The organism is Thiomicrorhabdus immobilis (assembly GCF_021654855.1).
Classification (GTDB): Bacteria; Pseudomonadota; Gammaproteobacteria; order Thiomicrospirales; family Thiomicrospiraceae; genus Thiomicrorhabdus; species Thiomicrorhabdus immobilis.
The window spans coordinates 438,229-456,086 of record NZ_AP024202.1; the positions used below are offsets into that span (position 1 = coordinate 438,229).

Annotated in this window: 21 protein-coding genes; 12 read left to right on the plus strand and 9 right to left on the minus strand. The window is 42.5% G+C overall.

The window, feature by feature from the left end; genetic code table 11:
• Window position 1 precedes the first annotated feature (1 nt).
• The 10 genes from rpmD to L6421_RS01905 all read left to right on the plus strand — a co-directional run bounded on the left by rpmD (window position 2) and on the right by L6421_RS01905 (window position 6,409).
• Entirely contained in the window at window positions 2-190 is a 189-nt protein-coding gene (rpmD, locus tag L6421_RS01860; protein ID WP_237262275.1) for a 50S ribosomal protein L30, read from the plus strand.
• A gap of 1 nt (window position 191) precedes the next feature.
• A complete protein-coding gene (rplO, locus tag L6421_RS01865) occupies window positions 192-626 on the plus strand; it encodes a 50S ribosomal protein L15 (protein ID WP_237262276.1) in 435 nt (144 codons plus the stop codon).
• Window positions 627-628: 2 nt separating this feature from the next.
• Window positions 629-1,936, plus strand: coding sequence for a preprotein translocase subunit SecY (gene secY / locus L6421_RS01870; protein ID WP_237262277.1), 1,308 nt, complete (start codon window positions 629-631; stop codon window positions 1,934-1,936).
• Between the two features lie 87 nt (window positions 1,937-2,023).
• On the plus strand, window positions 2,024-2,380 hold the full coding sequence (gene rpsM, locus L6421_RS01875) for a 30S ribosomal protein S13 (protein WP_237262278.1): 357 nt from the start codon (window positions 2,024-2,026) through the stop codon (window positions 2,378-2,380).
• A 21-nt stretch (window positions 2,381-2,401) separates the two neighbouring features.
• A complete protein-coding gene (gene rpsK / locus L6421_RS01880) occupies window positions 2,402-2,797 on the plus strand; it encodes a 30S ribosomal protein S11 (protein WP_040726352.1) in 396 nt (131 codons plus the stop codon).
• Window positions 2,798-2,811: 14 nt separating this feature from the next.
• Window positions 2,812-3,432, plus strand: a complete 621-nt coding sequence (gene rpsD / locus L6421_RS01885) for a 30S ribosomal protein S4 (RefSeq protein ID WP_237262279.1) — start codon at window positions 2,812-2,814, stop codon at window positions 3,430-3,432.
• A gap of 27 nt (window positions 3,433-3,459) precedes the next feature.
• Window positions 3,460-4,440, plus strand: a complete 981-nt coding sequence (locus tag L6421_RS01890) for a DNA-directed RNA polymerase subunit alpha (RefSeq protein WP_237262280.1) — start codon at window positions 3,460-3,462, stop codon at window positions 4,438-4,440.
• A 16-nt stretch (window positions 4,441-4,456) separates the two neighbouring features.
• Entirely contained in the window at window positions 4,457-4,837 is a 381-nt protein-coding gene (rplQ, locus tag L6421_RS01895) for a 50S ribosomal protein L17 (protein WP_237262281.1), read from the plus strand.
• 61 nt (window positions 4,838-4,898) lie between these two features.
• The gene (locus tag L6421_RS01900; protein ID WP_237262282.1) at window positions 4,899-5,684 is read left to right on the plus strand and encodes a TatD family hydrolase; all 786 of its coding nucleotides are present in this window, start codon (window positions 4,899-4,901) and stop codon (window positions 5,682-5,684) included.
• Entirely contained in the window at window positions 5,681-6,409 is a 729-nt protein-coding gene (locus tag L6421_RS01905; protein WP_237262283.1) for a tRNA threonylcarbamoyladenosine dehydratase, read from the plus strand. The genes L6421_RS01900 and L6421_RS01905 overlap by 4 nt, the downstream gene beginning before the upstream one ends.
• 4 nt (window positions 6,410-6,413) lie before the next feature.
• Here L6421_RS01905 and L6421_RS01910 read toward each other — a convergent pair whose 3' ends face one another.
• The 3 genes from L6421_RS01910 to L6421_RS01920 all read right to left on the minus strand — a co-directional run bounded on the left by L6421_RS01910 (window position 6,414) and on the right by L6421_RS01920 (window position 10,926).
• Window positions 6,414-7,262: a DUF2927 domain-containing protein gene (locus L6421_RS01910; RefSeq protein ID WP_237262284.1), complete on the minus strand. Its 849-nt coding sequence runs from the start codon at window positions 7,260-7,262 to the stop codon at window positions 6,414-6,416.
• A 37-nt stretch (window positions 7,263-7,299) separates the two neighbouring features.
• Window positions 7,300-10,107 carry an excinuclease ABC subunit UvrA gene (gene uvrA / locus L6421_RS01915; protein WP_237262285.1) on the minus strand — a complete coding sequence of 936 codons (2,808 nt, stop codon included), beginning with the start codon at window positions 10,105-10,107 and terminating at the stop codon, window positions 7,300-7,302.
• Window positions 10,108-10,206: 99 nt separating this feature from the next.
• Window positions 10,207-10,926 (minus strand): SIMPL domain-containing protein, encoded by a 720-nt coding sequence (locus tag L6421_RS01920; protein WP_237262286.1) that lies wholly within the window; start codon window positions 10,924-10,926, stop codon window positions 10,207-10,209.
• A 190-nt stretch (window positions 10,927-11,116) separates the two neighbouring features.
• Between L6421_RS01920 and L6421_RS01925 the strand changes: the two genes are divergently transcribed.
• Together L6421_RS01925 and ssb are read left to right on the plus strand one after the other, a co-directional pair.
• Window positions 11,117-12,502 (plus strand): MFS transporter, encoded by a 1,386-nt coding sequence (locus tag L6421_RS01925; RefSeq protein ID WP_237262287.1) that lies wholly within the window; start codon window positions 11,117-11,119, stop codon window positions 12,500-12,502.
• A gap of 39 nt (window positions 12,503-12,541) precedes the next feature.
• The gene (gene ssb, locus L6421_RS01930; protein WP_375540380.1) at window positions 12,542-13,135 is read left to right on the plus strand and encodes a single-stranded DNA-binding protein; all 594 of its coding nucleotides are present in this window, start codon (window positions 12,542-12,544) and stop codon (window positions 13,133-13,135) included.
• Window positions 13,136-13,236: 101 nt separating this feature from the next.
• Here the strand turns inward: ssb and L6421_RS01935 are convergent, their stop codons facing one another.
• The 6 genes from L6421_RS01935 to L6421_RS01960 form a co-directional block, all read right to left on the minus strand.
• Window positions 13,237-14,304, minus strand: a complete 1,068-nt coding sequence (locus L6421_RS01935) for a mechanosensitive ion channel family protein (RefSeq protein ID WP_237262288.1) — start codon at window positions 14,302-14,304, stop codon at window positions 13,237-13,239.
• A gap of 371 nt (window positions 14,305-14,675) precedes the next feature.
• Window positions 14,676-15,503, minus strand: a complete 828-nt coding sequence (locus L6421_RS01940) for an OmpA family protein (protein WP_237262289.1) — start codon at window positions 15,501-15,503, stop codon at window positions 14,676-14,678.
• Window positions 15,504-15,670: 167 nt separating this feature from the next.
• Entirely contained in the window at window positions 15,671-16,183 is a 513-nt protein-coding gene (locus L6421_RS01945) for a hypothetical protein (RefSeq protein ID WP_237262290.1), read from the minus strand.
• 13 nt (window positions 16,184-16,196) lie between these two features.
• Window positions 16,197-17,024, minus strand: coding sequence for a mechanosensitive ion channel family protein (locus L6421_RS01950; protein WP_237262291.1), 828 nt, complete (start codon window positions 17,022-17,024; stop codon window positions 16,197-16,199).
• Window positions 17,021-17,230 carry a hypothetical protein gene (locus L6421_RS01955; RefSeq protein WP_237262292.1) on the minus strand — a complete coding sequence of 70 codons (210 nt, stop codon included), beginning with the start codon at window positions 17,228-17,230 and terminating at the stop codon, window positions 17,021-17,023. Before L6421_RS01955 ends, L6421_RS01950 begins: the two co-directional genes overlap by 4 nt.
• Window positions 17,227-17,793, minus strand: a complete 567-nt coding sequence (locus tag L6421_RS01960) for an RNA polymerase sigma factor (RefSeq protein WP_237262293.1) — start codon at window positions 17,791-17,793, stop codon at window positions 17,227-17,229. The genes L6421_RS01955 and L6421_RS01960 overlap by 4 nt, the downstream gene beginning before the upstream one ends.
• Window positions 17,794-17,858 lie beyond the last annotated feature (65 nt).

Here is a 17,858-nt window from a genome sequence, read left to right on the forward strand (position 1 = left end):
GATGTCAGATAAAAAATATGTCACAGTGACGTTGGTAAAAAGCACCATTGGTCGTTTACCTGCGCATAGAGCATGTGTATCTGGTCTTGGTCTGAGAAAGATGCACCAAACAAAAACTGTACTTGATACTCCTGAAAATCGTGGGATGATCAATAAGGTTTCCTATTTGCTTAAGGTAGAGGACGCATAAGATGCTATTAAATACTCTAAAACCTGCTGAAGGTTCTAAACCTTCTAAAAAGCGTGTAGGACGTGGTCAAGGTTCTGGCTGGGGTAAGATGGGTGGCCGTGGTCACAAAGGTCAAAAGTCTCGCTCTGGTGGTATGCCTAAGATTGGTTTTGAAGGGGGGCAAATGCCTCTTCAAAGAAGATTGCCAAAAGTTGGTTTCTCTTCAAGAAAATCTGCATACGTAACTGAGATTCGTCTAGATACATTAGCAAAAATTGATGCTGACATCATTGACGTAGCAGCGCTTAAAGCGGCTGACGTGATTGGTGAGAAAATTAAAGTTGTTAAGGTTATTAACTCAGGTGAATTAACTAAAGCAATCAAATTGTCAGGCATTAAAGCAACTGCTGGTGCTAAGGCTGCTATTGAAGCAGCTGGCGGTACAGTAGAAGCCTAATTATGAATAGTTCTATTGCATCAGGTATGGGTGATTTAAAAAACAAAATCTTTTTTGTTTTAGGGGCTCTAATCGTTTATCGATTAGGGACTCATATCCCTGTACCGTCAATTGATCCAATTGCACTTGCTGCAATGTTTGAACAGCAAAAGGGTACCATCTTAGACATGTTTAACATGTTCTCGGGTGGTGCCCTTCAGCGTTTGTCTATCTTTGCTTTGGGAATCATGCCGTATATTTCGGCTTCGATTATCATGCAGCTGCTGACAGTGGTTTCACCTACGTTAGAACAGCTAAAGAAAGAGGGCGAGCAAGGTCGTCGTAAAATAACTCAGTATACTCGTTACGGTACTGTGGTATTGGCTACCTTCCAAGCATTGGGTGTTGCTATTGCACTTGAATCTCAGAATGTGAATGGTATGTCCGTGGTAATTGATCCAGGTCTGATGTTTAGACTGACGGCAGTTATTACTCTGGTTGGTGGTACTATTTTCCTAATGTGGTTAGGAGAACAGATTACTGAGCGTGGTATCGGTAATGGTATATCTTTGATTATCTTTGCTGGTATCGTAGCTGGTTTACCGTCTGCTTTGGGTGGGACATTTGAACAGGTTAACACGGGTGCTATGCATGCGATTACAGTATTCGTACTGTTAGCTTTAGTATTTGCTGTTATCGCGTTTGTTGTCTTTGTTGAAAGAGGACAGCGACGTATTCCTGTTCACTATGCGCAAAAGATGCGTGGGCGTAAGTTATATGGTGGTCAAGAGTCACATCTGCCACTTAAACTTAACATGGCTGGAGTGATTCCTCCCATCTTTGCTTCGAGCATTATCCTGTTTCCAGCTACGCTAGGTGGTTGGTTCGGTAGTGCTGAAGGTCTAGGATGGTTGAAGGACATCGCCACGACGATGTCACCAGGCCAACCGCTTTATGTGCTTTTGTATGCAATAGCAATTATTTTCTTCTGTTTCTTTTATACAGCGATTGTTTTCAATCCTAAAGAAACTGCAGATAATTTAAGAAAATCAGGTGCCTATTTACCAGGTATCAGACCAGGTGCACAAACAGCTCGTCACATTGATAGTATTATGGGTCGCCTAACATTGGCTGGCGCTGTATATATCACTGCGGTATGTTTGTTACCAGAATTCCTTATTTTATATTGGAACGTTCCATTTTACTTTGGCGGAACTTCACTGCTAATCATTGTTATTGTTGTTATGGATTTCATGACCGCAGTACAAGCTCAGATGCAGTCAAGCCAGTACGAAGGAATGATGAAGAAAGCAAATTTAAAAGGTAAATAACTAAAAGTAGTTATATATCTGGTATTTAGGTTGGAAGACGTGTATAATTGCCCGTTTTTCAGTAGATGGAATTAAAGGGAGCGCAAAATGGCTCGTATTGCCGGCGTAAACATTCCAGTTAACAAGCATATTGTTATTGGATTGACTTCGATCTACGGGATTGGTTCTACTTCAGCTAAAACTATTTGTGAAGCTGTTAAATTAGACCCGACCACGAAGGTTCGAGAACTAACTGAAGAACAGTTAGAAGCACTTCGTTCAGAAGTAACAAATTATAAAATTGAAGGTGATCTTCGTCGTGAAGTATCTATGAACATCAAACGTTTGATGGACATGGGTTGCTACCGAGGAATTCGTCACCGTCGTAGTCTGCCTCTACGTGGACAACGTACAAAAACTAATGCACGTACTCGTAAAGGTCCTGTAAGACCTATTAAGAGATAACGCATAATTGCGAGATTAGATATGGCAAAAGCTAAAGCAAATTCGCGTGTTAAAAAGAAAGTAAAACAGGTCGTAACTGATGCAGTTGCACATGTTCATGCTAGTTTTAACAACACAATTGTGACTATCACAGATCGTCAAGGTAATGCACTTTGCTGGGCAACTTCTGGTGGTAGTGGATTCCGTGGGTCTCGTAAGAGTACTCCATTCGCTGCACAGGTTGCTGCAGAACGAGCTGGTCAAATGGCTCACGACTATGGTGTTAAGAACATGGAAGTTATGGTTAAAGGTCCTGGACCTGGCCGTGATTCTGCTGTTCGTGGTTTACATAGTGCTGGTTTCAAGATTACATCTATTGCTGATGTAACTCCGATTCCTCACAACGGTTGCCGTCCACCTAAGAAACGTCGCGTTTAATATTTGAGGTTAACATGGCTAGATATATTGGTCCAAAGTGTAAACTTGCTCGTCGTGAAGGTACTGATCTTTTCTTAAAAAGCGGTGTTCGTAGCATCGAATCTAAGTGTAAGATTGATCAACTACCTGGTCAACACGGAGCAGGTCGTAAGCGCGTAACAGAATACGGCTTACAGTTACGTGAAAAACAAAAAGTTCGTCGTATGTATGGCGTACTAGAGAAAAAATTCCGTCTTTACTATAAAGAAGCGGATCGTCGTAAAGGTTCAACAGGTGTTAACTTGTTGCAAATCCTTGAGAGCCGTTTAGATAACGTTGTTTATCGTATGGGCTTTGCTTCTACTCGTTCTGAAGCACGCCAATTGGTTTCTCATAAGGCGATTTTAGTAAACGGTCAGTCAGTAAACATTCCTTCTTATGAAGTGGCTGCTGGTGACATCGTTGCTATTAGAGAGAAATCTCGTAATCAAACTCGTATCGCTACTGCATTAGAACTTAATGCACAAGCTGGTGCTGTTAGCTGGGTTGAAGTTAACAAATCTGCGTTTGAAGGTACATTCAAGAATGTTCCTGATCGTTCAGATCTATCTGCTGATATTTCAGAAAACTTAATTGTTGAGCTTTACTCTAAGTAAACTTTGATACTACGGAGATAACTTCGAATGCAAGAGATGTTAGAACAGTTGTTAACACCGCGTTTAGTTGATATTGATAGAAAGACAGCATTCCATAGTCGTGTGACTCTAGAACCACTAGAACGTGGTTTTGGACACACTCTAGGTAATGCTTTACGTCGCATTCTATTATCATCTATGCCTGGTGCTGCTATTGTAGAAGCCCAAATTGATGGTGTTTTACACGAATACTCTTCAATTGAAGGTGTAAGAGAAGATGTTTTAGAAATTCTTTTAAACCTTAAAGAAGTTGCAGTAAAACTTAATGCTTCAAATAGTGCTGAGTTGACACTGAACAAAAAAGGTCCAGCTGTTGTACGCGCTTCGGACATCGTTCTAAATCACGATGCTGAAATCGCAAACCCTGATCATGTTATTGCACATGTTTCAGAAGGTGCAGAGTTGAACATGACTATTAAAGTTGAGACTGGTATGGGTTACCGTGCTGCTCCAACTGCAAAAGATTCGCAAATTGGTGTTCTTCGTTTAGATGCTAGTTTCAGTCCTGTTCATACAGTAAGTTACGAAGTTCAGAACGCTCGTGTTGAGCAGCGTACTGACTTAGACAAGTTAATTCTTGATGTAGTAACTGATGGAACTTTAGATCCAGAAGACGCAATTAAACAAGCGGCAACGGTTCTTCATTATCAGCTTAATGCTTTTGTTGATCTTAAGCATAAAGAAGTTGTAGCGCCGGAAGAAGAAGAGAGCGAATTCGATCCGATCTTCTTACAGCCTGTTGACGATTTAGAGTTAACAGTCCGTTCAGCTAACTGTTTGAAAGCGGAACAAATTTATTATATTGGTGATTTAGTACAGCGAGCTGAGCCTCACTTACTTAAGACTCCAAACTTAGGTAAAAAATCTCTGCAAGAGATTAAAGATGTTCTTGCACAAAGAGGTTTGAGCTTAGGTACTAAATTAGAAAACTGGCCACCAGCAAGTTTGGTAAGTAAAGAGTCAGCTTAATTATAAGGAAGCTATCATGCGTCATGGTAAGACAGGTCGTAAGTTAAATCGTAACAGCTCGCACCGTAAGGCAATGTTTAAAAACATGTCTGCTTCACTTATCGAACACGAAGTGATTCGTACTACGGTTGCTAAGGCTAAAGAACTTCGCGGAGTTGCTGAGCCTTTAATCACGCTAGCTAAACAAGACAGCGTTCATAACCGTCGTACTGCGTTTGCACGTTTAGGCGATAAAGCAGCTGTTGGTAAATTATTCAGTGAACTTGGTCCTCGTTACCAAGCTCGTCCAGGTGGATATATCCGCATTCTAAAATGTGGTTTCCGTCCAGGTGATAATGCACCAATGGCAATTGTTGAATTAGTTGACCGTCCGGTTGCTGATTCAGCTGCTGAGTAATCAGTTATAAGAAACCCGCTTCTAGCGGGTTTTTTTATACCTAAAATTTCATAGCCTTGATATGTTTGATACCCATTGCCATCTGCAAAGCCTTTTTCATGGTAGTCATTCATCCCTACCTCAAACTTCCACTTTATCATCTTTTAATTTAGCCTATTTAGACAACCCAAATAACCATTTCCTAACCGTATCGACTTCGGTAGATGACTGGTCGATATCAATGGCACTTTCAAAGCAATATAAACACATTCTAGCGGCTTTAGGGCTTCACCCTTGGTTTGTCAACTCAGAATCGATTTCTACGCTTGAAGCGCTTGAGAGGCTTGTTATCTCTGAAGCAATCTCAGCTATTGGTGAAATCGGTCTGGATTATGGTCATGGATATAAACACAATATGGAATGTCAGCTTGCTGCTTTTGGTTCACAATTACAAATGGCAGATAAATTTAAGCTTCCCACTTCATTGCATATCGTCAAAGCACACAATGATGCTTTAGCTTTGTTAAAGCGATATCAAGTCAAAGGTGTGGTCCATGGATTGGGAACCAGTATTGATATGGCTCAAAATTATATCGATTTAGGCCTAAAGATTGGTGTTAATGGGGTTTCTGTCAGAAAAAATGCGGCACGCTACCATGCATTGATAAAATATTTTGGTTTAGAGCATTTAGTACTTGAAACCGATTTTCCAAATGTTACATTACCAGGCCAGGAATTTCCGCGATTAGATGATATCCAAGTAGTGGCAAATACGATTGCCGGTATACTTAATATCACGGTTTCGGAAGTGATATCTAAAACTGATTTTAATGCACATCAATTATTTTACCCGAGACATGACGAATGACTTTTGATAACCCTCTGTATGAACGAAGCTTACTGGTATTTGAAGAAGCGGGTATGCTACAACTTTTGAACTCCCATGTATTGGTTGCCGGAGTAGGTGGTGTTGGCGGTTTTGTTATCGAAGCCTTGGCGCGTGCTGGAGTGGGTGAGTTAACGATTGTTGACCATGACAATGTTTCAGCGTCAAACAAAAACCGCCAAATTATTGCGCTTGATTCCAATTTAGGTCAAAACAAAGCTGTAGTTATGGCTGCACGTATTGCTGATATCAATCCAATCTGTAAAGTGAACATTGTGCAGTCTTTTTTAAAGCCTGAGGATATGGCTCCTCTACTAGAAACTGGTTTTGATTATATTGTCGATGCGATCGATAGCTTGAATTGCAAAGCCAATCTGGTGATTACGGCCGTTGAAAAAGGGATTCCGGTTGCTTCCAGTATGGGTGCTGGACGCAGAGTCGACCCTGCTCAGATTCAATTAGCGGATATCTCTAAAACCCATGGCTGTGCTTTAGCGCGGAATATGCGTCAACGTCTAAAAAAGCAGGGCATTAAAAAAGGGGTTATGACCGTTTTCTCCACCGAGCTACCAAAAGCCCCAGGGCCTATGGAGGAAATTGCCGGTGCACGTGGTCGTGTGGTGAATGGCACGGCGAGTTATATGCCAGGGATATTTGGCTTGATGCTTGCCGGTAAAGTCATCAATGATTTAGTCAAGATTAAATAACCCTTCAATTTACTAAAGGGTATAGTCCAGATTTATTCACTTGGTGATTAGCATTCTTTATTTCATCGGCATCTTTTAGTGCCGATATTCGCTTTCTTATTATGGGTTGGCTTTGCTCAAAAGCCATTCCGGCATGTAGCTGTTTATCATAGAGTATTTTCAATAGAATATAGTCCAAGCCCGTGAGCAGTTCAACCTTACTGGCATCATTGGCAATACTGGGATTTACCCAGTCAGAATCGTTTGGTAATCCCATTATCTGGGTAGTCTCTTCTACCACGCAAGCAACCAGTAAGCCTCTACTGAACACATGATCCAAAGGTAGGATGATTTGTGCCTCAACGATTTCATTGTGCCGATTGGTTTTGAAACTACCCATGCAGTTACTATCACGCTCTATATTCGCGACTTTGCTTGCTGTGAAACGTTTGATTACTTGGGCGTATTCATTGTCAGCAGTCAGATGAATAATCAAGTTGGGTGGCGTATCTTCGGTTGGAAAAATCGGATGTTGGGTGATTTCAGATAAGTGTCTCAGGTGAGTATTGAATAAATTCTCAACCATAGGGTTGGTTTTTACATGGTGGTATTCAAACCGGTAGTGAATCGGCTGTAGCCATTTGATGATGCGTTGGTCAGTTTTTTGATATTCATTCTTTAAGGCGATTTCATTAAACGCTTTTTGAATGTAGGCAGGGTTTTGCCAATTCAAATCCAGGTTAAGATCGGTTGTATGCTGTGCCAGCGCCACGGATGGCAAGCTGGCAACAGCAATGACCGAAAATAAGGAGAAAAAGCGCAATAAGGCGAAAACAAAGGGTTGTTGTGCAAACGATTTATTGGTTTTGTTCATCCCACCAGGCCTGGTTACTTTTACTTGGACTTCATAATCACAATAGTTTTTTCAGGTAATAACCAGTGTGTGACTCTTTGCATTCCGCCACGGTTTCAGGTGTTCCCGTGACCAAGATTTGTCCACCGCCTGAACCGCCTTCCGGTCCAAGGTCAACAATCCAGTCTGCTGTCTTAATGACATCCAGATTGTGTTCGATAATGACAATGGTGTTGCCTTGGTCACGCAGATGACGAATGACCTTCAATAACAGTTCAATATCGTGGAAATGCAAACCTGTAGTGGGTTCATCAAGAATATACAGCGTATTGCCTGTGTCACGTTTGGAAAGTTCCTTAGCCAATTTCACACGTTGTGCCTCACCACCCGATAGCGTAGTGGCACTTTGTCCAAGCTTGATATAGCCCAAGCCTACTTCCATCAGCATCTGCAGTTTACGGGCAATCACCGGGATCACGTCAAAGAAAGCGCGTGCATCTTCCACGGTCATCTCTAAAATCTCGTGAATATTTTTGCCTTTGTACTGTACTTGTAAGGTTTCACGATTATAGCGTGCGCCTTCACAGACATCACATGGCACATACACATCCGGTAAGAAGTGCATCTCCACTTTTAATACCCCATCACCCTGACAGGCTTCACAGCGACCGCCTTTAACGTTGAAGCTGAATCGGCCAGGAGTATAACCACGGGCACGTGACTCCGGTGTGGCGGAAAGCAACTCACGAATCGGTGTGAATAACCCGGTATAAGTCGCCGGGTTTGAGCGTGGAGTGCGTCCAATCGCCGATTGGTCAATGTTCACCGCCTTATCAAAATGTTCCATGCCTTTAATGGTTTTGTATGGAGCAGGGGTATGTTGGGCTCCATTTAACAAGTTGGCGGATAATTTAGACAAGGTTCCGTTGATTAAAGTGGATTTTCCTGAACCGGAAACCCCGGTGACACAAGTCAGCAGGCCTGCTGGAATGCTTAAAGTCACGTCTTTTAAGTTGTTACCGCTGGCACCGGTAATGGTAAGCCACTTGTCTTCTGTAGGTTGCAAACGTTCACCAGGCACTTCGATTTTTCGGGCACCTTTTAAAAACTGGCCGGTTAGAGAGTTAGGGTTGTTGGTGACCTCTTCTGGAGTCCCTTCGGCCATTATGCGTCCACCGTGAATCCCCGCGCCAGGGCCAATGTCCAATACATAGTCGGCGGCACGGATTGCATCTTCATCGTGCTCGACAACAATCACGGTATTGCCTAAATCACGCAGATGCGTCAGTGTCGCCAGTAGGCGGTCGTTATCACGTTGGTGTAAACCGATTGAGGGTTCATCCAATACATACATCACTCCTACCAGGCCTGCTCCAATTTGGCTGGCTAGACGAATACGTTGCGCCTCACCACCGGATAGAGTGTCGGCACTGCGGTCCAGGGTCAAATAATTCAAGCCAACATTGACCAAGAAGGTTAGGCGGTCATGTACCTCTTTAACGATCTTGCTGGCTATTTCGCCTTTGGCGCCCTCTAACTTAAGGGTGCTGAAAATCTCATGCAGTTCACCAACCGATAGAGCGGTTAAAGAGGGTAATGTTTGGTTATCCACAAAGACATTACGCGCCGCTTCATTCAGACGTGTGCCATGACAGCTCTTACACGGCGTGGTCACCCGATACTTTTCCAGTTCGTCACGTACCGCTTTGCTTTCGGTTTCCGCAAAACGGCGTTCCATATTCGGAATCACCCCTTCAAAACGGCGAGTATCGCTGTATTTACCGTGCGGTAATGGGATTTTGTCCCTGCCAGAACCAAACAGGATAATCTTTCGATGTTGTTCGCTCAAAAATTCCCAAGGTTCTTCAATATCAAAGCCATAATGGTCGGCCAAAGCCTTCAGTAAATCGTAATAGTATTTATGACGACGGTCCCAGCCACGAATCGCACCACCGGCTAAACTCAGTTCAGGATGGGTGATGACACGGTCGGCATCAAAGCTGTCGTTGATTCCTAATCCATCGCAAGTTGGACAAGCGCCATGCGGATTGTTGAACGAGAAAATGCGTGGTTCTAGCTCCGGTACGCTGTAGCCGCAATGTGGGCAGGCAAATTTTTCCGAGAACAAGAGTGCAAAATCATCCTCTTCATCCATGGGTAAAACTTGCGCCAAACCATCGGCTAAACGTAATGCGGTTTCAAAGGATTCGGCCAAACGCTGTTTGATGTCGTCACGCACCTTAAAACGATCGACAATGACTTCAATGTCATGCTTTTTGTTTTTGTCTAACTGGATTGTGCCGTCTAAATCGTAGACCTTGCCGTCGATACGCGCACGAATAAAACCCTGTGCCTGCAACTCATCTAAAAGGTGGTGATGCTCTCCCTTTTTACCACGTACAATCGGGGCGATCAGCAAGCACTTTGTTCCTTCTGGAAGGGTTAAGGTGTGGTCGACCATTTGGCTGACGGTTTGTGCTTCCAAGTCGCAGCCGTGGGTCGGGCAACGTGGCGTACCAGCACGGGCATACAATAAACGTAGGTAATCGTATATTTCGGTAACGGTTCCCACGGTAGAGCGCGGGTTGTGCGAGGTGGATTTCTGCTCGATGGAAATCGCCGGTGAAAGCCCTTCGATATGGTCCAAATCGGGTTTTTCCATTACCGATAAAAACTGACGAGCGTACGCAGAAAGGGATTCTACATAACGACGCTGGCCTTCGGCATAGATGGTGTCAAACGCCAAAGAGGATTTACCCGAGCCGGACAAGCCGGTAATGACGATTAATTTGTCTCGAGGAAGGGTAACATCGATGTTTTTTAAGTTATGGGTACGGGCACCGCGGATAACAATTTCTTCGAGCATGGGAAACGACCGTTGTAAATTTGCAAACGGCCATTATAGCAAGAATCTCTTTAGTTACGCGAGCATACTTAACCAGGCCTGGTCAGTTGTGACGGCCAGTTAGTGGGGTAATAAAATCGTGCCTGAAATCGTCACATTGATTTTACTTTCCCCAGCTTTGACTGTAGGTGCGGCCATATCCGAAGAAGCCATGACCATTTCTGAACGAGCATACATCGGTTGCGGCATATACCCATTGTTGGTATTGATATGGGTTTCTAAAATTTTATAAGAGGGCGCTTGAAAACCTTGGGCGATACGATTCGCTTGATTTCTAAAGCGGTGAATCGCTTTATCGGTAAGCTGGGCTAAAACTTGGTTTTTTAGTTGTTCCGAAACCCCGAATTGCATGGATTGATAAGCCAGGTATGGTTGGATTTTAGTCAACACTTTCACCAGGCCTGGTTTGTTTTCTAGGGTTAATACCAGGCTTTGTTGACCTCGCCAATGGCTAATAAGCTGTTTTTTATATACCGGGTAAATATTGTATTGGCTCGTTTGAGTGATGATTTCAGGGTAGGATTTTAAAGCGTTAATCGCTGCTTGCATTTGCTGGTTGATTTCATTGGCAACCGCTTGTGGTGTCGCCGCCTCTGCAACACGATTAAACGTCATGAAAATACTATCATTGGCCACTTTCTGGGTTTCGGTTATGGAGAAATTAACCTTGTTGCCAGTTGGGGCAATCGGCTCATTAGCGTGAACATTGACACTGAATAACAATGAGCTTAAAACAAAGGCTAAAACGGAATGGGCTGTTGCTGATTTGTATCGAATCATAAGATTGCTCCTTGAAGTGTGCCAGTGCGGTTTCAACATCATTGATTTCTAGAGTTGGCTTGCTGTTTTCTGAGGCTAAAAATCGAAATTCAACACTTTCTTAAGGTTGATTATAGCTCGAGTATTTGTCAAGGGTGTTATAATTTGCCGCTATTAAAATTCAGATAGATAAGTACTGAGACATATTCAAATGACTGAACAATCCAAAGCAATGAGCTCAACTGAAAGGCGTGCGGCATTTTCAATCGCGGGTATCTTTTCAACTCGAATGCTTGGCCTTTTTATGATTTTTCCGGTATTTGCACTGTTTGCAGAAGCCGAATTCAAAGACATTACCGGCTTGCAAATCGGGATTGCTATAGGTATTTATGGGTTAACCCAAGCATTTTTACAAATTCCATACGGCATGCTCTCAGATAAATACGGGCGTAAGCCGCTGATTATCGCGGGTATGTTTATCTTTATGCTGGGTTCCATTGTTTGTGCGATGGCGGACTCAATCGAAATGATGATTATTGGTCGAGCCATCCAAGGAATGGGTGCGGTGGCGGCGGTGTTAATGGCCTCGGTTGCTGATTTGGTCACCGAACAATTTAGGCTTAGAGCCATGTCCATTGTCGGTATGACAATCGGTTTATCGTTTACCTTATCTTTAGTGGCTGGACCACTGTTAGCCAGTTGGTTTGGGGTGAGAGGCATCTTTTGGGTCATTGCGCTGTTGGCGATTGTTGGCATGTTGCTGGTTAAGTTTGCCATGCCGGAGATAAAGCAACAGAGTTTTCAGCGTGAAGCCGAGGCCGATCCGAGCCAATTTAAAGAGATTTTGAAGCACCCACAATTGCTACGATTGGATTTCGGGGTGTTTGTATTGCATGCGATGTTAACCGCGATGTTTATCGTAGTACCTTTAACCATGCGTGATTCGGCTGGTTTAGAAACCCCAGAACATTGGGTAATCTATTTACCGGTGATGTTGCTGTCATTTGTCTTGATGGTACCGTTTATTATTCAGGCTGAAAGTAAAGACCGTATGAAACCGGTATTTCTCGGCGCAATTGCAACTATCACCATTATGCAATTAGGCTTTGTATTTATTCCCCCGAGTTTTTGGTCACTATTTGTTTTGCTGTTGATATTCTTCACCGCTTTTAACTTATTGGAAGCCTCGTTACCGTCTTTGGTAGTTAAATTATCACCCGCCGACAAGAAAGGAACGGCCAGCGGAGTCTATTCGACCAGCCAGTTTTTAGGTGCGGCAATCGGCGGTGCTTTAGGGGGATATTTCTATCAGCATTATGGTTATAATGGCGTGTTTGTCTTTACTGCGGTAATGGGGTCTTTATGGTTGATCAGTGCCATGAGTATGCAAAAACCACTACCTTTAAGCATTGCTTCAGTCCCCATTTATGATCTTAAGATTGAAGATGTTGAAAGTATTCAATCGCAACTGCTGGCTTATGAGGGGATTCATGAAGTGGTTGCATTGCCTGAAGAGCAAAGAGTCTATTTCAAGATAGACAGAAAACTTGTAAATGAAGTCGCTTTGATTGATTATATTGAGCAAAGTCAGAAATAACCCGATTCAACAGAATTAAATATAGAGAGAAAAATCGTTATGCGTGGTGTGAATAAAGTCATTTTGGTTGGAACTTTGGGTGCGGATCCAGAGGTTAAATATGCGGCAAATGGTAATGCGATTGCCAACCTAAGTGTAGCAACCAGTGAAGAGTGGAATGACAAGAATACTGGGCAAAAACAGCAGAAAACCGAATGGCACCGAGTGTCGATGTTTGGAAAGTTGGCTGAGATTGCCGGCCAATATCTGAAAAAGGGTTCACAAGTTTATCTGGAAGGTAAGCTACAGACACGCAAATGGCAAGATCAGAATGGTCAAGACCGTTATACGACTGAAGTTGTATTAAGCGGTTTTGACGGTACTATGCAGATGCTTGGTGGTGGTAACCGTCAAGGTGGTGATGCTTCTTTCGATCAAGGTTTTAACCAAGCGCCAATGGGTGGCATGGGTGGTCAGGCTCCGATGGGACAACCACAAGGAGGGTTCAACCAGCAGCCTAGACAACAAGCCAATCCGATGGGGCAACAAAATGTTGCACCAATGGGCGGCATGGGTGGTCAGCAACCTGCACAACCACAGCGCGCTCCAGCCTATGCGCCAAATGACTTTGACGACGATGATGTACCATTCTAACTTGTTATAAATTAATAAAGTTGATAAACGTAAATAACCCGCTAAAATAGCGGGTTTTTTGTTTTTGTCGTGTCGTTAATTATTTAACCTGTTGGCAACGGTTATTCTGGGGTTTTTGGCATGGATTTGATGTGTAAATCATGCTGGCTGAATGGGATTTCAATTTTTTCTAGAGCAAAACGTTTGTAGATTGCGCTGTTTAAGCTATCAATCACTCGACCTCTAATCTCAGGGTCATCGATCCAAACCAATAATTCAACGTGTAATCCTGATGCTCCAAAACGTCTAAAACGCACTCTTGGTTCCGGCTCTTGGCATATTTGGGTTTCTTTGGCGGCTTCGTCCATTAACACCGATTTAACCTGGTCAATGTCCGAACCATAAGCGACTTCGACAGCGACACGTGTTCTGGATTTTATATGTCTACCTGAAGATTCGTTGACGATTTTGCCGTTGGCAATAATGGCATTGGGTACATTAATTTCCAAATCATCTCGCGTTAATATTCGGGTGGAACGTAACCCAATATGTGTGACCATGCCACGTTCACCACTGTCTATCACAATATAGTCGCCTATTTTGTAGGGTGAGTCGGCCAAGATGAACACCCCGGAAAGCAAGTTGGCAATGGTATCCTTGGCCGCAAAACCCACGGCAATACCGATAATCCCGGCTGAAGCCAGCCAAGCACTCATGTCTATGTTCCAGGTAATAAAGAGCAGATACATAATGAGTAGCACCACGAGCACCGCCGAGACGTTTTCAAACAACGGCAGGGTTTGCACTCTGATGATTGAGCCTTCCTGATTACGTGAACTAAGTTGTTTTAGACTAAACTGAGATGAGCGATAAACAAATTGCCCCCATACAATCACATCGATACTTTGAAATATGCTAATCAGTTTAGAGGCTAGATTTTGATTGAGTTCAAAGACGTTTAGACTGCTGTTTAAACCAATTAATATGATTGAAACGGTAATCGGTAAGCGAATCGCATTGAAGATAAAGGTTAAGCTGGGTTTCCCCCTTTTTTGAGCGATGGCGAGAAAAGTCCATTTGATCAAATAACTAACGGTAAAGGCGATAATAATTGCCATGCTTAAGACAATCATGGCATCAATCGATGGGTGTTCAGGTGCATTAAAGAGTTGTCTGATGGCATCGAGCATAATAAATCCTTGATAAAACTTGCTAAATTTAGGGTAGATGTTTGCAAAATAGCTTTTGTATGCCGTTCTGTCAAATAGTGTTTAAGTGAAATGGAGCTGTTCAATAAAGTGACCAGGCCTGGTTGTTTTATTCAAAAAGAGTGAATCCAGTTAATTGGCTTGAGGTGGGCGAGCATAAATCCCGTGAAATGGTCACGATGACTGGCATAAACCTGCTAATCCAATCGGATTCATTTTTAAAAATGAAAAAGCCGCCTTAAATGTTTAAGGCGGCTTTTTTCTTAGGGTGTAAATTTAAACGATTGAAAATCTATTGAAAAGCTTGAATAAAACCTCAGAAAGCTCAACTTTTTTTTAGAATCGAGAGTGGATTATTTTAGGATTTCCAGTTCAACACGACGGTTTTCCGCACGACCTTCACGCGTTTTGTTGGTCGCTACAGGTTGCGTTTCGCCCATACCAACAGCTTGAATACGCTGGGCATCAATCCCTTTTTCTTCTAAAAAGGTTTTAACCGCTTTTGCTCTTGCTTCAGACAGGGTTTGGTTATAGCTTAGGCTACCTACAGAGTCGGTATGCCCGGTTACTTTAACTTGAACCTCTGAGTGCTTTTTCATGTATTCAGCATAGTCATTCAATGTCGGTTTTGCTTCTTCTTTCAGAATGGCTTTATTAAATTCAAAGAATCCACGAAACGCCGCTGGAGCATCTTCTTGAATAACCACTTCCACAACCTCTTCAACAACAACCGGTGTTGGTTTTGCAACTAAAACCGGTGCAGGCTTAGGTTCTGCCCAGCCTTCGCATTTAGGTAAAGCAACTTCTTTTGACCAGTTGATTGTGCGCACGCAGTAACCGTAGTTATCTCGTACAATCATGCCGTTAGAATCAATAACGTAAGCGGCATTCTGGTCGCCTTTGATATCGCCTTGGTAAGCCGGTAATAAAACTGGCGTAGCTGGTTCGCCCGTGGTTGAATCCGCGTCTGCTGGTTTAGCGATTGGTTGTTGCGCTTTTGCTTCACATGAAGCATTCGCTGTTTCAGCAGTCCAATTGACTGAACGGACACAACTTCCATAGTTGTCACGCACGATCTCACCATAGCTGTCGGTGACATAATTTTGGCTATCGTCCGCTTGTACTGAAGACATGGCGGATACCGTAATGATTGCGGCAATTGGAAGTAAAGCTGTTTTCATCATCAAAATCCTTATATATTTGACTGATTCATGCCGAGTCAGCTGAATTCTAAATCGGCTGTAGAAGTGAATAACCAGCACTTTTAGTGCTGTAATTGTCTTTTCAGTAAAGTAAGACTTGGCGGTTTATCGAAAAGTCACAATTTGTCTATTATTTTTAAAAACTATTAAGGTAGATTAATCTCGATTTGGATTTGCTGAACCGTCTGCTCTTTGTCACCCGCTTGAATATCGGTTTTTACCGTTACATCGCCTTTTTTAACACCCAGCATCAGTTTATGTTGCTCGTCTTTTGTACCTTGATAGTTGTAGAGAAGCTCATCTTCTTTAGTTTTTTTAGAGGTCAAGTCTTCAGGTAGAACGGATTTTTCCGATGAGGGTGGCGGTAGTGGAGAAGGTGCCGGGAGTTGTGGCCCTTCACTATCCGTCTTAGGATTTTCAATGGACTCCTCAAGAGTTGGAGATATCTCTAGGTTGAGCGGTTTTTCAGGTTGCGTTGCCGTTGATGCTTGTTTTGGGTTGACGATGGTCTTTTGCGGAGCTTCCCGATTCAGCTCGTTATGACTGTCGTTTTTTGGCGGCGTGGCCTTTTTAACGGCAGGTAAGAACACATAAATAATGGTGAGCCAGATAATGACGATTAGGGAGATAGAAATAAACGCTCTTAACCAGATTTTCATTTTTTATAAGACTCTATTTTACTTGTTTAGTGTAAATTTGATCGAGTAGTTGGTCATTGGGTACGACTAGGATTTCATCATCCACTTTAATCTCGGTGCTACTGCTGTTGATCTGTAAAACCACACCGGTCTTGCCTTGCACTGAAACCTGGTCACTGACTTGAAGATTTTCTTTAACATAGTAACTGGCGAGGATTTTTTTAAATTGAGGGGCGCTACCGATTCCAACGGCTAAAGCCACCGCTAAAGCAAAACTGGTAAAAGCCACCAAGATAATCATTTGGATTAAATTGGTATCGAAATCTAATTGCTCTAAAACTGTCAAGACGATGATTACCACCATTAGGCTGTAGATAAAGCTGGCTACAAGATTTGCCGCAGCTGGTATAAAGTTCTTTAAACTGTTTTTTAGCGCATTGCGCATAAAATGGGCGATCAACAGACCCGCGACCAAAATAATCAACGCGGCCATCAATTTAGGAATATACATGGCGATGGTGGTTAAGGTTTCTACAAAACCGGTTAGACCGATATATTCGGCAGCGGTAATTAAGGTAAAGAAAATAATCAGCCAAAAAAATAGGCCTGCCAACAACTCTGAAGCAGTCTGTTTAATGCCAATCGCGTTGAGCTTTTTGGTTAATTGAATGCGCTCTGCCGCACAATCAAATTTAAGTTTTTTAAATAGTTTTATGGCCATCTTTTTGATGAAAACGGCGATTAGATAACCGATAATTAATAATGAAATCGCCACGATAATGTCTGGAAGCACAGCTAAAAAATTGTGGTATGCATCTCCCCAGGTGTATTCAATTTGATCCTTTACCGAACTGATATTCATTTTGATTCCTTTTGGTTTGAAACGGTTTGCAATAAGCTCAAACAGGCGAGCGGGATTTTATAAATAAAGAGGATAAGCATCTCTTGAATGAGGGTTAGCCAATGCACACCTTGGATAATCATGGCGGTACGTTCTTTATGAGAATGATTTTTTTCATCAATACTCAACAGCTTTTTTAATTTGTCGTCTTCATGGGGATGGTTCATGTGCAATATTTCTCATAAAGTGTTTTAAAGCTCTCCATCGCACGGTACAATCGCATTTTTGTCGCGCTCAGCTTAATGTCTAAAATATCGGCAATTTCTTGTAAACTTAGTTCGGTGTTGAAACGCATGCTAATCATGGCTTTTTCTTGTTCATTTTGTTGATTAATACAATATTGGACACACTGTTCTTCATCATCACATGTAAACTCTTCGCTTAACTGGATATCATCCGAATAGTTTTCTAACGGCTCACTATTAACAAATGATTTTTTTTGAGCTACGGTATGACAAAGATTAAGCGCAATGCGGTATAACCAAGTAGAAAACTGAGAATCGCCCCTGAAATTTATAAGTTGCTGAAACACCCTGATAAACGTTTCTTGTGAAACCTCTTCGGCGGTTTCAGGGCAACCGAAGTAACGTAAACAAATAGCGTAAACCTTATTCTCATGGCGTTTAACCAACTCTTCAAATGCCAAAGTAACATGTGGAAGTTGTCGTTTAGCGAGAGAAGTCAGTTCATCGTCACTAAGCTCGTTTAATAGGTGATTTTCTGTTTCCATCTTCAATATGACATTTGAATTTCAATAATAGTCACAAAAGTCGTGACTTTTATGTTGTAAATAGA

What these genes read in the sequence shown, in the direction of transcription:
- L6421_RS01935 (WP_237262288.1), bottom strand. Translation starts at nt 14,304, where the DNA reads ATGCTCGATGCCATCAGACAACTCTTTAATGCACCTGAACACCCATCG.
- rplO (WP_237262276.1), top strand. Translation starts at nt 192, where the DNA reads ATGCTATTAAATACTCTAAAACCTGCTGAAGGTTCTAAACCTTCTAAA.
- L6421_RS01900 (WP_237262282.1), top strand. Translation starts at nt 4,899, where the DNA reads ATGTTTGATACCCATTGCCATCTGCAAAGCCTTTTTCATGGTAGTCAT.
- L6421_RS01920 (WP_237262286.1), bottom strand. Translation starts at nt 10,926, where the DNA reads ATGATTCGATACAAATCAGCAACAGCCCATTCCGTTTTAGCCTTTGTT.
- L6421_RS01960 (WP_237262293.1), bottom strand. Translation starts at nt 17,793, where the DNA reads ATGGAAACAGAAAATCACCTATTAAACGAGCTTAGTGACGATGAACTG.
- L6421_RS01905 (WP_237262283.1), top strand. Translation starts at nt 5,681, where the DNA reads ATGACTTTTGATAACCCTCTGTATGAACGAAGCTTACTGGTATTTGAA.
- L6421_RS01955 (WP_237262292.1), bottom strand. Translation starts at nt 17,230, where the DNA reads ATGAACCATCCCCATGAAGACGACAAATTAAAAAAGCTGTTGAGTATT.
- rpmD (WP_237262275.1), top strand. Translation starts at nt 2, where the DNA reads ATGTCAGATAAAAAATATGTCACAGTGACGTTGGTAAAAAGCACCATT.
- uvrA (WP_237262285.1), bottom strand. Translation starts at nt 10,107, where the DNA reads ATGCTCGAAGAAATTGTTATCCGCGGTGCCCGTACCCATAACTTAAAA.
- rpsM (WP_237262278.1), top strand. Translation starts at nt 2,024, where the DNA reads ATGGCTCGTATTGCCGGCGTAAACATTCCAGTTAACAAGCATATTGTT.
- rplQ (WP_237262281.1), top strand. Translation starts at nt 4,457, where the DNA reads ATGCGTCATGGTAAGACAGGTCGTAAGTTAAATCGTAACAGCTCGCAC.
- L6421_RS01950 (WP_237262291.1), bottom strand. Translation starts at nt 17,024, where the DNA reads ATGAATATCAGTTCGGTAAAGGATCAAATTGAATACACCTGGGGAGAT.
- L6421_RS01940 (WP_237262289.1), bottom strand. Translation starts at nt 15,503, where the DNA reads ATGAAAACAGCTTTACTTCCAATTGCCGCAATCATTACGGTATCCGCC.
- L6421_RS01890 (WP_237262280.1), top strand. Translation starts at nt 3,460, where the DNA reads ATGCAAGAGATGTTAGAACAGTTGTTAACACCGCGTTTAGTTGATATT.
- L6421_RS01910 (WP_237262284.1), bottom strand. Translation starts at nt 7,262, where the DNA reads ATGAACAAAACCAATAAATCGTTTGCACAACAACCCTTTGTTTTCGCC.
- secY (WP_237262277.1), top strand. Translation starts at nt 629, where the DNA reads ATGAATAGTTCTATTGCATCAGGTATGGGTGATTTAAAAAACAAAATC.
- rpsK (WP_040726352.1), top strand. Translation starts at nt 2,402, where the DNA reads ATGGCAAAAGCTAAAGCAAATTCGCGTGTTAAAAAGAAAGTAAAACAG.
- ssb (WP_375540380.1), top strand. Translation starts at nt 12,542, where the DNA reads ATGCGTGGTGTGAATAAAGTCATTTTGGTTGGAACTTTGGGTGCGGAT.
- L6421_RS01925 (WP_237262287.1), top strand. Translation starts at nt 11,117, where the DNA reads ATGACTGAACAATCCAAAGCAATGAGCTCAACTGAAAGGCGTGCGGCA.
- rpsD (WP_237262279.1), top strand. Translation starts at nt 2,812, where the DNA reads ATGGCTAGATATATTGGTCCAAAGTGTAAACTTGCTCGTCGTGAAGGT.
- L6421_RS01945 (WP_237262290.1), bottom strand. Translation starts at nt 16,183, where the DNA reads ATGAAAATCTGGTTAAGAGCGTTTATTTCTATCTCCCTAATCGTCATT.